This window comes from Lysinibacillus sp. TE18511, from assembly GCF_054062295.1.
The window spans coordinates 23,976-34,870 of record NZ_JBSSFD010000048.1 but is presented as its reverse complement, the minus strand read 5'-3'; the positions used below and the strand labels follow the sequence as shown (position 1 = coordinate 34,870).

The 10,895-nt window shown below is 34.3% G+C and carries 15 protein-coding genes; 3 read left to right on the top strand and 12 right to left on the bottom strand.

The window, feature by feature from the left end; all coding sequences use genetic code 11:
* Positions 1-152 precede the first annotated feature (152 nt).
* The 5 genes from ACVWXS_RS22810 to ACVWXS_RS22790 form a co-directional block, all read right to left on the bottom strand.
* Positions 153-434 carry a hypothetical protein gene (locus ACVWXS_RS22810; protein WP_456960276.1) on the bottom strand — a complete coding sequence of 94 codons (282 nt, stop codon included), beginning with the start codon at positions 432-434 and terminating at the stop codon, positions 153-155.
* Between the two features lie 267 nt (positions 435-701).
* Positions 702-1,646, bottom strand: coding sequence for a DNA/RNA non-specific endonuclease (locus tag ACVWXS_RS22805; protein ID WP_456960275.1), 945 nt, complete (start codon positions 1,644-1,646; stop codon positions 702-704).
* A 427-nt stretch (positions 1,647-2,073) separates the two neighbouring features.
* Positions 2,074-2,571, bottom strand: coding sequence for an AAA family ATPase (locus tag ACVWXS_RS22800; protein WP_374967282.1), 498 nt, complete (start codon positions 2,569-2,571; stop codon positions 2,074-2,076).
* Positions 2,572-3,120: 549 nt separating this feature from the next.
* Positions 3,121-3,876 (bottom strand): hypothetical protein, encoded by a 756-nt coding sequence (locus ACVWXS_RS22795; RefSeq protein WP_456960274.1) that lies wholly within the window; start codon positions 3,874-3,876, stop codon positions 3,121-3,123.
* A 2-nt stretch (positions 3,877-3,878) separates the two neighbouring features.
* Positions 3,879-4,292: a hypothetical protein gene (locus ACVWXS_RS22790; RefSeq protein WP_456960273.1), complete on the bottom strand. Its 414-nt coding sequence runs from the start codon at positions 4,290-4,292 to the stop codon at positions 3,879-3,881.
* Positions 4,293-4,744: 452 nt separating this feature from the next.
* On the opposite strand from ACVWXS_RS22790, the gene ACVWXS_RS22785 reads away from it, so the two are divergent.
* Positions 4,745-4,900: a hypothetical protein gene (locus tag ACVWXS_RS22785; protein ID WP_368637494.1), complete on the top strand. Its 156-nt coding sequence runs from the start codon at positions 4,745-4,747 to the stop codon at positions 4,898-4,900.
* Positions 4,901-5,070: 170 nt separating this feature from the next.
* On the top strand, positions 5,071-6,249 hold the full coding sequence (locus tag ACVWXS_RS22780; protein WP_456960272.1) for a hypothetical protein: 1,179 nt from the start codon (positions 5,071-5,073) through the stop codon (positions 6,247-6,249).
* A 257-nt stretch (positions 6,250-6,506) separates the two neighbouring features.
* Here the strand turns inward: ACVWXS_RS22780 and ACVWXS_RS22775 are convergent, their stop codons facing one another.
* From ACVWXS_RS22775 to ACVWXS_RS22760, 4 genes are all read right to left on the bottom strand, one after another.
* Complete coding sequence (locus ACVWXS_RS22775) at positions 6,507-7,406, bottom strand: helix-turn-helix domain-containing protein (RefSeq protein WP_456960271.1); 900 nt, start codon at positions 7,404-7,406, stop codon at positions 6,507-6,509.
* Between the two features lie 107 nt (positions 7,407-7,513).
* A complete protein-coding gene (locus ACVWXS_RS22770; protein WP_368637489.1) occupies positions 7,514-7,636 on the bottom strand; it encodes a YvrJ family protein in 123 nt (40 codons plus the stop codon).
* A 66-nt stretch (positions 7,637-7,702) separates the two neighbouring features.
* On the bottom strand, positions 7,703-7,927 hold the full coding sequence (locus ACVWXS_RS22765) for a DUF2922 domain-containing protein (protein WP_456960270.1): 225 nt from the start codon (positions 7,925-7,927) through the stop codon (positions 7,703-7,705).
* 14 nt (positions 7,928-7,941) lie between these two features.
* Positions 7,942-8,157, bottom strand: a complete 216-nt coding sequence (locus ACVWXS_RS22760) for a DUF1659 domain-containing protein (RefSeq protein WP_427498054.1) — start codon at positions 8,155-8,157, stop codon at positions 7,942-7,944.
* A gap of 121 nt (positions 8,158-8,278) precedes the next feature.
* Here ACVWXS_RS22760 and ACVWXS_RS22755 point away from each other — a divergent pair, with 121 nt between their 5' ends.
* Positions 8,279-8,707: a DUF2621 domain-containing protein gene (locus tag ACVWXS_RS22755; RefSeq protein WP_456960277.1), complete on the top strand. Its 429-nt coding sequence runs from the start codon at positions 8,279-8,281 to the stop codon at positions 8,705-8,707.
* Positions 8,708-8,905: 198 nt separating this feature from the next.
* On the opposite strand, the gene ACVWXS_RS22750 is transcribed toward ACVWXS_RS22755, so the two are convergent.
* The 3 genes from ACVWXS_RS22750 to ACVWXS_RS22740 are packed head-to-tail and all read right to left on the bottom strand — an operon-like array spanning position 8,906 to position 10,556.
* Positions 8,906-9,400 carry a CcdC family protein gene (locus tag ACVWXS_RS22750; RefSeq protein ID WP_402991509.1) on the bottom strand — a complete coding sequence of 165 codons (495 nt, stop codon included), beginning with the start codon at positions 9,398-9,400 and terminating at the stop codon, positions 8,906-8,908.
* A 24-nt stretch (positions 9,401-9,424) separates the two neighbouring features.
* Positions 9,425-9,811, bottom strand: a complete 387-nt coding sequence (locus tag ACVWXS_RS22745; protein ID WP_374967289.1) for a response regulator — start codon at positions 9,809-9,811, stop codon at positions 9,425-9,427.
* 34 nt (positions 9,812-9,845) lie between these two features.
* The gene (locus tag ACVWXS_RS22740) at positions 9,846-10,556 is read right to left on the bottom strand and encodes a cytochrome c biogenesis CcdA family protein (protein WP_456960269.1); all 711 of its coding nucleotides are present in this window, start codon (positions 10,554-10,556) and stop codon (positions 9,846-9,848) included.
* Positions 10,557-10,895: the final 339 nt, after the last annotated feature.

Here is a 10,895-nt window from a genome sequence, read left to right as displayed (position 1 = left end):
GTTGAACCGCTGCTAATTTATCTTCAGGACTCATTTTAGCCATAGAAAAACCGCACCTCCTTGTTAGATGTGTCTAACAAATGGGGTGCAGTTCATTGTTGGGGACTTTATTTTGCTTACCGTTGTAAATCCAAATGAACAACAATAAGTAATTATTTTTTATTTTTTAGTTCTAAAAGTATAGGTGCTATATTTAGTAAGATAGAAACAATTGTCAGAAACCAAAACGCCTTATTCATATTAGGTACTTCCCTTAAAGCCGACCAATCTTCACCTTTTATCCAATTAGATACAAAGCTATGTTCTGCACAGAGTGTCAATGCTGTAAATGATAACCCCATTGCCATCGCAAGTTTATAATCTTTACCTGTTGTATACATATAAAGATTTATAAAAGTTGCTACTATAGCAATAAGACCTAATATTAACCACATAATGACACCTCCCTTTTTCAATATAGACATAAATTGTAATTAAATTGTTCAACCTTCGTTTGGTAACATTAAGTGCCATAACCCCGTTCTAAGTTTGGACGAGGTTAAAATATAGTTGTTCAATTTTTGATGTCAGATGCTCTATGCACTGAAAAATATAATAATAAAGTTGTTTAAATCTAATGGTTCTACCACAATCGCGCCTGATTGTTTCTGTAAAGTCATCCGTTTATTTCATTCATTTACTTTGCCTTGAGTTCTAGGTGCTTATTCCCCTACCATACCGTCGTTATCATTATCTTGCATATATGGGTATAACCAGTGATCACTCGATATTGGCATGCTATAACCTGCTGCTTTTGCTTCTTTAATCGTTACTTGACCATTTCCATCTGTATCCACGCTAGAAATATCTTCAGTGCCATTCAAAGCATTGGACTTATTAGAACTTGTTGACTTATTTGAGTTAGTTGATTTACTTTCAGTTAATCCTAGAGATTTATTTATTTCATCAGGGTTGCCGTTATCAAACTCATCTACAATTTTATTCCCTTTTAAAGTGTAAGTGTACTTGTAATGAGAAGGAATCTGCGTTTCCGTATTAGGATATGTGATTATTGCTTCAAAATTAGTAGCTCCACCAGCTTTACGAATAGCGTCTTCCATATATGCTTGATCACCATGTCGGTTAAGCGTACTATCTTGTGGCGTAATATTATAAGCATTTGATACCCCACCAAGAGAATCTGCAATAATATGTCCTTCATCTAAATCTGCTCTTTCGACACCAGGAACTTTTGCTTCATCAGCGTAGTATCTGCCAGACGATGTTACTGGTTCGGTACGATCATCTTGTAGAACGATTTCGTTAGCAATGACACGGACTATTTGCCCGTGTTCATTCGTAAAGGACCAATACTCACGGCCCCCAAAACCAATGTCAACGACGACGTTAGGTTCGCGATGTCCAGACAAATCACCACCATCAACTTCAATTAGTTTGTAACCTTTGAACAGTTGATCTTTTGATTGAGTTGATGTTTCCTCTACTACTTGTTTTTCAGTCGTAGTTTTTTCTTTTTCACTATTTTTTGTAGTTACTTCTTGTGAATCAGCTTTCCCATCAGTATTCGATACATCTTCTACGTTAGTACAACCAACTGTAAAGATGGCAGTTAAAAGTAAGATTAAATAGTTTATTTTCTTTTTCATTTTAGGACTCCTAATAATATTTTTTTACTGAACATTCTAGAGATCTTTGAATAACATAAATTAACATTGTTAACCTATTTAAAATAGTATATTACAATATTAATTTTATTGCAGTAGATACTTTAGTTCGAAGTATGTAGTGTTAAATTCCAATAAAGATTAGTAGAGTCCATTGCATTATATTTTTCAAATATAAAAAATTGTGGGGAAGGTTTCAAGTATAAACACTAACCGTATTTAATTAACATGTATTATTCAACAATATGGCCCTTTAAAAGAAAAAGACGCGTTCCTAAATAAACGCGCCCGATAACTAAATAACAGTTAGCTTCTATTAGCTCATTGTGGAATTCCAAAGGGGTTTCTATTGGCGGGTTAGTTCAGCAAATTATTTTTCTGGTACTATAACGCTATGTTGATCTCCTTGTTATTCTTTTCTACTAAACTCTAAAATATTTAAACCCTCGGATGCTTCTGGTGCTTCAAAAAATTTAGTAACATGAATAAACGTCGCTTCCGTGTCAAAAGCTGCTCTTTCGGGTTGTTCGTTACGCCTTTGTGCAATTTGACTTAAGCATTGCTCGTTATTTAAATTAAGGAAAATTAGTTGATGGTTTGCATTGACCTCTGATGCTATATCCAAAAACCACTTTCGCTGTTTTTGAGTGTTACCTGGAAAATCCATCACTACATCTGTACCAACACTTAATATGTTTTGGACAAGCTTTTTCACCATCGGCTTGAGCTGCGCTGAAAATTTTAGATAATCCTCAAATGATGTGATTTGATTGGGATAAAGAGATGAAAGCCATTCATCCTCAGATAACAGTACCGCATGTTTTTCTATAGCCAATTGTTTTGATTTAGTTGATTTTCCTGCTCCCATTTTTCCACAGAAAAAGTATAGAGTCCCCAATTGTTTCATATTCTATTCCTCCGGGCTTTTTAAATTGGTTTTTACCCCACCTTGTAATACTATAATTTACAACCTAAATATAGCCCCCTTTAAATCTACTTAAAACACTATCACCTACTTCTTTCAGATTAATATTAACTTAAATTAACATTTATTGGTACATTGATTTCTTTTCCAGCCAATTAAATGACTCCATAAATACAAATTTTAAGACCACCCATAAAACGGAGTGGTCTTTATATATTTTATTCAGCTAAGCCCAAGACATCGATAAACATCCTATCTGCATGTCAAACCAATCTTAAAAAATAGCCCACTTTGTAGCTTCTTTTTTAACAATTAGTTTTTATTGTCACTATTATAAGGACTGCCTACGTTTACACTTACAATTTATATAAATCAAATACACTGGCACTATCTTTAGGAATGTATGACCAAATAATTTCTGGAGTTTTTTTAGCACTAGTCGAACCATTGGGTGCTTGGTTTTTTCGTTCTTAAGAAGTTACCTGCTTGAGTCGTAATGATGAGGATTTTTATTCCAACATCTTTAAAGTCTTATTTATCTCCAATTGGCTTTAAAAACTTCACCGGAACCCAAATACCTCGTGCGTCATTTCCTTCCAAGCCATTCTCTACATATAGATGACCATTAATTTCATAGCCTAGTGATAAAAAAGTACTTCCCTTTAAATGCACTGTTCCATTACGAACAGCAAATTCTACTGGAGAGAGTTGCTCTTGTATATCTTTAGTTAGCTCATAACGCACGCCTTCTTCTCTTCTTATCTTCTCAGCGATCTTAATATCTGTACCTCGATACTCAGAACACCATTGCCCCTCATCTCCATCACTCTCGCAATAAGAAAGTAGTTGTCCATTATTTGTATCCAAGAAAGAAACCCCTAGTCTGCTGAAATATTGTCCGTAATATCCGTTGTCACTAACAAGATCACGATTAATAACTAGGTATGTTGGATCGTTATAGAAAGATGCACGAATTTTTATTGGTACTTCTTTGAAAACTACTAAATCAGTTGCTTGTACCCGATATTGCCCCATCTGGTAGAATGTTTTGCCATCATATTTTTCAATATCATACGTTCTAAAGAAGTTATTTCGCTTTACCACTAAAGAATCAAACGTACCATCTGGATTTTTCTTGTACACCTTGATGTCTTTTTTAAAGGTCATTTTTCCGGTTTGCCCTTTTACTACTTCAGCCCCATCATACATCACTTTTGCTTCTGATTTCGTTGGATTTACTACTGCAAATACAAATGCTGCTAGTAACACAACAAAAAATTTCTTCATTATTATCCCCCTCGCTTTTCAGAAAAACAACCTAATAAGTATTTAAATAAATAATCAATAATCACAAATATTGTTATATAAATACTGCCTATTGAGGAAGTTAGGTAAAATGTATCTTTAAAAATATCAATATTAGCTAAACTAAATAGTATTGAAAAAAATAATGCACAAATCAAGTGTTTAATATACATAAATACAACATTTTTATTTTTACTGTATTTTTCAATCACCACTGATACCACAACAACTATAAGCATGGCAGGTGCAGTAAAGGCAGTACCATAAATACCATATGAAATGCTATATGTATATTCAATAAATAATGGAATAATAAATATTCCTAGAATTAATGTAATGACAGCTGAAATAATTTTGTTTTTCAACATCACACTTCTCACTTCACATCCTTGATTCATTTTTTATGCTTTTAAAAAATGCCATGGAAATAAGACATAATGACATAATCAACAATATGTAAAAATTCAATTCATCATTAAATTTATGTACCTCTTTATTAAATCATATAACCACAGCGAATAGTAAAAATTTTACTGTTTTTTTATATGATTTTATAAGCAATTTTTAAAAACCAAGACGGCAATTAAGTAATCTAGGTCTTTATTGTTTAAGTTGAACTTTAATTTGCTATTACTCGGGTACAATAACAGTACCCTCTAACTAAAAAAGCCTTACAACCGTTATGGCTGTAAGGCTTACATTGAAGTCCCAGGAGGACATACTAAAACATTGATATATCAACGGTTTATGACTATAATGTTTCCCTTTTGTTTACCTCGCTTTTTAGACCACTCATAAACAAAGTATATTTTATTAGTTAAGTTAAATAATATCTTTAGGAGGTGTCGAAATGAAAAGGGATAAAAAAGATACAGAATTTGCAACAGACGAGTCAACAAAACAATCAAATATTAAAAAACCTAATGAGCGTGATGAACATACTGAACCCACTCGCCCACCTGGAGACGTTAGAAATGCGAAAAAAAGTAAATCAACTTCGTTATAACTAAGGCTGCTATTTAGTGTTTTATTTTTTTGACCACCCATTCGGAGTGGTCTTTTTTCTGGTTATTTAATTAAAAAAACTAATTTATTTATAAAACAGCGAACTTTTTAGATGGTAAATCGTCCAATTGTTGGTAAAAACTAATTTTTAAAATAAAAGGAGAAATACATATGAAAAAACCGATTAAGAAAACTTGGATGGTTGCCTCTGCACTTACAATAGGAATGGCTGTTCTGACACCACTTCAAGCAGGAGCTGCATCAGTAGAAACAACAGACAATAGCAGTATTACCGTTCAACTTGAACAAAAAATTACAGGAACTATTAAAGACATCTACAGCGAGAGCGATGGAATGATCCTTAAGGGGAGAGATGGTAAAAATTACTTCATCAGTTTATTAAAATTTTCAGATGAGCAATTAGAAAAAATGAATTTAGTAGAAGGACAAGAAATTTCTATAGAAGGTAGCTTAGTAGAGAATTATTCAGACTTTTACACGTTTGACGTATTTAAAAGAGGCTTACCTAAAGAGGTAACACAAGAAGATTTAACAAAATTAGAAAAAATGTTTAATGAAATCAAAAAGCTAAAAAAAGAGGTGTCAGCTGAAATAGAAAAAGAAGCGACTGAAGAAGAGATTGAAAAGAAATATGAAGAAATAGAAAAAATTCACGAAGAAATGTATAAAATTACAAAGCCATATTATTTAGCTGCTTGGCAACCACAATCTTTCGAAGAATTTATACAGGATTACGGATTTAATGAGAAAAATATCGTTATTAAAGAAAACGATACTACACAGCTTAAAGCTATTTATACCGAATGGGTAAAGCTTGAAAAAAGTGGTGATGAAGAAAAAGCTAATGAAAAACTTGATGAATTTCATAAAATCCTTCAACCATATTTAGACGAACTAAATCCGCCAGAAACATTTGAAGAATTTATGGATAGCTATATGGAAGTCACGGAATTATTAGATATCCCCGCTGAAACTTTAGCCAAACTAAAAACTCTTCATGAGGATTTACAAAAAGCATTAAAAGATGAAAATGATGAGATGTATGATAAACTACACGAAGAATTCTATGGACTCCTTAATCAGTTCGAAAAGCCTCAAACATTTGAAGAATTTATGGCTGACTTTGAATTCGAAGTGAGTGAAGCAGATAGCAAGCAATTAAAACAGCTTTATGAAGAATACTTAGCTCTTGATGAAAAAGAAGAACAAGAAAAAAAATGGGATGATTTTTACAATATTTTAGCTCCATATATTAAAGCAAACGAAGAAATCCTTATCTCAGCTTCTAAAGTGACGATAAACGGCCAAGACTATCTTCCACAACATTAACCAGTAAAAATTCGGGGTTATCCTAAAAGTCATTAAACAATGATTAGGGATTAACCCCTTTCTTATCTCCGCACAATATATCCTCTTTTACTTGCACCTTTATACTTCTTCTTATCAACAACTTTATTAACAGTTGTGGATGGCAATCGGTCCATATTTAGCTTATGGTCCAATTCCTGACCGATAGAAAATCATACATATTCATTTGACCATGTTGCTCCATATATTCATAATGAGTCATCTTATATTCCTCCTCTTTACCATTCAAGCCAGTTCTCTAAATTACCTGGTCTTTTATTATTTGATTGTGTACTACTATCACGTTCTTCTAACCAATTATAAAACGGTACAGAATGTTCTCTACGTGGTTTGTCCTCCACAGATGATGATTTAGCAGACTTATTACTCAAACGCTCCACAGCCTCACTATATGCCCCTACGAATACGGCTCTTAAAGTACTTGTAACTGTAAGTACACCTTCTTTAATATCCATAGCGATTTTAAATAACACGTTCTTAGCTTTAATAAAGTCAGTTGCACTTTGAACCTGAGTAGCCAATACGCATTTATACAATTCATCTTTTAGGTTATCTGCTAATGGCAAGCTACTCATGAAATCAAATAGCATCTCCTGGTACTCATTCATGTATTCCTTTTTCTTTTCAGCTTGCAAAGCCAATTCATTTTCTAATTCACATAAATTATTATTTGCTTGTTTAGAACTTAAAAGATTAAAAGAGTTTAAAGATTGGTTTTCAGATTGTGGAGGACAAATGTTACTCTCACAAGGTTTTTCAGCATTTTCACGGTCGGACATTGACGGTGAGACATTGTAAGGCAAAATGATATAAATGCTTGCACCTTGACCACCTTTACTTTTTACAGTCGTTTCTTTTTTAACGATTCCTAGCGATTCCAATTTTAAAATAGCTCGATAAACCGTCTTTGTGCTGATATCTAATGCTGCGGCAATGGTACCTGCTTTAAGGTGACACACTCCTGGATGTTCCAAGCTGTGTGAAGCAAGCTTGAAAACGATAGCGCGTTGTGATTCTGTTAAGTCATAATAATGTGCCGCCATATGGTCTTCCACACTCTTATCCATATCTGCTACTGTTTCAAATGTTTTATAAGTTGCTAAGTATTCAAATGCCATCGTTTTCACCTCACTTTGATCCGGTTCCTAAGACTATCACGCTCATTTAACCAATTATAGAAAGGCACGGGACGTTCTCTATGCGCTTTGTCCTCCACAAATCCATATCACTCTAAGGAGACAAGTGCATCATGAATAGCATCCAGTTTAACCTCTACCCGGTGTAGTAAATAAAACGACACTAAGATAGGAAAGCCGACATCCGATATCATGTTTAACCACTGTTCCATATGAATTCCTCCTCTACTTTTGCTAAAAATGGTCTCTGCAAAACATTCTGCAAAGACCATTCTTGATTATTCTACTTCTAATTTAAATTCCGTCACTTGTCGATCAACGATTCGTGCCCCGCTTATCGCAACCAGAGCACCAGCTTGTCCACCAAAAACATTTTTAGTAATGATCGTTTGCATTACCTTTTGAATTTCTGCCGCTGTTACTTTCGGTTTCGGTGCATCAATCGCTATCGTTGCTGTTTTCCCTGTTGCTGTTTCAAATTGCATCTCTAAAACTTGTGTCATAGTTTTTCCCTCCTTTAGGATAAATCTGTTGTTTCTTGTTTTACAATACTATCTAATGTGTGCGAGGAAAGACTGGCAATTCCAGAAGCTACTGCTACTAATTCCTCTGCCGTATGCGAGCCGTTTAAATTACGGTACGTTTGAGTTGTGAACATTGGCTCATTTTGATCATTGTGTCCAGTGACATACTTTAAGCGAAAAGTTGCACCTAAGAAATTGACATTTGCCATGAGGATCACCTCCTTTCTTACACAATATATACAGACTTATTGCTAAAAAAGGGACATTAAGGATGAATTTTTTTATGTAAGCTTTTATAATAGAGTGAGAGAAGGCAAAGAGGTGAACGATTTGTTAGAAGGTTGGTTTTTATGGTTTATCCTATTTTGGGTAGTTGTACTCATTACGTTTATGGCGATAGGCGGATTTTTTATGTTCCGAAAATTTTTAAAGGCATTACCGAAGCAGGACGGTAAATCTGATTTAGATTGGCAAGAGTATTATTTAGATAAGACCATTCATTTATGGGGACAACCTGAGAAAGAGCTTTTATATGAACTTGTAAGCCCTGTACCTGAGCTATTTAGACAAGTAGCAAAGGAAAAAATAGCAGGAAAAATTGGCGAGCTTGCTTTAGAAGAAAAAGCATCTGCCATTAACCATGATTTGATTATTCGTGGCTATATTCAAGCAACGCCTAAGCGCGACCATAAATTTTTACGCAAAAAATTAGATGAAATGCAAATTGATATCGCTCCATATGAACATCTATTTAATTAAGGGAACGCTGCACAAAAATCTGTGCAGCGTTTTTACTATTCTTCGAGAAGTTTCATCATACAAAAAGTTTTTCATTATTCATCCTGATAGAATTGGATAATTAAGAGTTTAGCCACTTTTTTCACGCGATTCTAATAAAAAACTAACTAGATACAAAAAAACTACACCAGATTAAGCCTCTAGTGTAGTTTTCTATTATCAATCCTTCAGTGGAATGGTCTTTTTAATTCTTTTAAACTGGATCAGCATTGCGATTCGCCAAGGGACTAACATGGCAAATGCCAAAATCCAGAACATTCCTGCTAATTCGCCAACATCAATGGAGCTACTTAATATCATTTTTGCAACAATACGGAATATTAATAACCCTATTAGGATAAAGGCGAATGCTTTTGAACGTTTTAAATAAATTTCTTGCCCTTTTACTTCAAATTTAGAAGTGGCAATTAAGATTGTCGAGAACAAAATACCGACTGCTGACGCCTCCAAAATCTCCATAGGCGACACTCGAAATTGTTCAAATAAAAACATTACCGCACCTGAAGACATCGCAATAGGTGGAATGATAATTTTCTTCTCATTTGTCGGCTTCTTGGATGCTCGCATACGTATAACCATGACAAAGCAACCCATAACAATGGCCATTATAGTTGAACCTATAACATAATATTGAGAAGGGATATTGCTAAACATAAAAATTCCTCCTCTAATGTCAAATTAACAATTTTGTCCAATCAATTGATCAACTACAGCTTTTAATCTTGCTGGCTCGAAAGGCTTTGTGATAAAATCCTTCGCACCACTTTCAATCGCTTCCACGATTAACTTCTGTTGTCCTAAAGCCGTAATCATAATTATTTTTGCATTTGGAAATTCAGGGATGATTTCTTTTACTGCTGCGATACCTGTCATAACGGGCATTGTTACATCCATCGTTACAAGATCTGGTTGTAACTCACGATACATAGCTACAGCTTCTTTACCATTGGCAGCCTTGCCGACTACCTCATAACCCCATTCGGTTAACATATTACTTATTGCAACACGCATAAATAGCGTATCATCTACTACTAGAACTGTAGGCACATGTTCATCTCCCTCCACGTTAAAGTACGGTATGTCTCTTTAGTTTAGCAGATTAAAAGCCCGTAAATTCACCAAATATAGGCTGTAAAACGCGTGTTATATACGTTAATCCATCAAAGAATAACAATACCCCAACGACAATCATAATGTAACCGCCGATTTTTACAATTTTTTGGCTGTGTGTACGAATCCAAGACATTCGTGAAATAAAGAAAGATAACACGAAAAATGGAATCGCAAAGCCTAGATAGTAAGCTAACATATAGCTAAAGCCTGAGCTTGGATTTGCACTAGCTAAAGAAATAATCGACGCTAATATTGGACCTGTACATGGTGTCCAGCCCGCCGCAAAGGCTACTCCGATTAACATTGATCCAAAATAACCAGATGGTCTATTTTTAAATTGGAATTTTCGATCCTTCATTAAAAAGTCAATTTGTAGTAATCCCACAATCATTAAACCAAATACAACGATTAAAATGGCACCAACCTGACGTAATAATGTTTGATAATTTAGGAAAAACTCTGCTGCAAATGATGCACCTAGTCCAATCATTATAAAAATAATTGAAAATCCTAATAAAAAGAATAATGTATGCAAAATAGCACGCTTTTGCATCATGCCTCGTTCCGATTTTAGCTCATCTAATGTCATACCTGTTATGTATGATAAAAATGCTGGATACAGTGGAAGGGTACACGGTGAAATAAAGCTTAAAAACCCTGCACCAAAAGCTAAAAATACGTTAATATCAGTTTCCATATTTTTCATTCGCTCCTTACAGTTACTGCCTTCATCGTACCAAAAATCACTGTAAATTGCTCCCTCTCTGTTTGTGAACGTTTCTTGACAAAAAGGTGTTGAAAAAGTGAAGTTCCATCAAACATCATACGCAATGAAATTTTCAAATGCCATTACACCAAGGTGTATTTGTTAATGTACTTCTGCATTATGCGCCCCCTCGTATTATCTGTCAACAAAATTCACCATAATTCTACATATCATGTTATGTGACTACTCCCACCGTTCATGCAGTAAGGTTCTTTGTAGCTTTTAGTTGAATAGTAAACACTGGCGTTCAACCATTTTTCATATTCATCC

What these genes read in the sequence shown, in the direction of transcription:
- ACVWXS_RS22810 (WP_456960276.1), bottom strand. Translation starts at nt 434, where the DNA reads ATGTGGTTAATATTAGGTCTTATTGCTATAGTAGCAACTTTTATAAAT.
- ACVWXS_RS22805 (WP_456960275.1), bottom strand. Translation starts at nt 1,646, where the DNA reads ATGAAAAAGAAAATAAACTATTTAATCTTACTTTTAACTGCCATCTTT.
- ACVWXS_RS22800 (WP_374967282.1), bottom strand. Translation starts at nt 2,571, where the DNA reads ATGAAACAATTGGGGACTCTATACTTTTTCTGTGGAAAAATGGGAGCA.
- ACVWXS_RS22795 (WP_456960274.1), bottom strand. Translation starts at nt 3,876, where the DNA reads ATGAAGAAATTTTTTGTTGTGTTACTAGCAGCATTTGTATTTGCAGTA.
- ACVWXS_RS22790 (WP_456960273.1), bottom strand. Translation starts at nt 4,292, where the DNA reads ATGAATCAAGGATGTGAAGTGAGAAGTGTGATGTTGAAAAACAAAATT.
- ACVWXS_RS22785 (WP_368637494.1), top strand. Translation starts at nt 4,745, where the DNA reads ATGAAAAGGGATAAAAAAGATACAGAATTTGCAACAGACGAGTCAACA.
- ACVWXS_RS22780 (WP_456960272.1), top strand. Translation starts at nt 5,071, where the DNA reads ATGAAAAAACCGATTAAGAAAACTTGGATGGTTGCCTCTGCACTTACA.
- ACVWXS_RS22775 (WP_456960271.1), bottom strand. Translation starts at nt 7,406, where the DNA reads ATGGCATTTGAATACTTAGCAACTTATAAAACATTTGAAACAGTAGCA.
- ACVWXS_RS22770 (WP_368637489.1), bottom strand. Translation starts at nt 7,636, where the DNA reads ATGGAACAGTGGTTAAACATGATATCGGATGTCGGCTTTCCTATCTTA.
- ACVWXS_RS22765 (WP_456960270.1), bottom strand. Translation starts at nt 7,927, where the DNA reads ATGACACAAGTTTTAGAGATGCAATTTGAAACAGCAACAGGGAAAACA.
- ACVWXS_RS22760 (WP_427498054.1), bottom strand. Translation starts at nt 8,157, where the DNA reads ATGGCAAATGTCAATTTCTTAGGTGCAACTTTTCGCTTAAAGTATGTC.
- ACVWXS_RS22750 (WP_402991509.1), bottom strand. Translation starts at nt 9,400, where the DNA reads ATGTTTAGCAATATCCCTTCTCAATATTATGTTATAGGTTCAACTATA.
- ACVWXS_RS22740 (WP_456960269.1), bottom strand. Translation starts at nt 10,556, where the DNA reads ATGGAAACTGATATTAACGTATTTTTAGCTTTTGGTGCAGGGTTTTTA.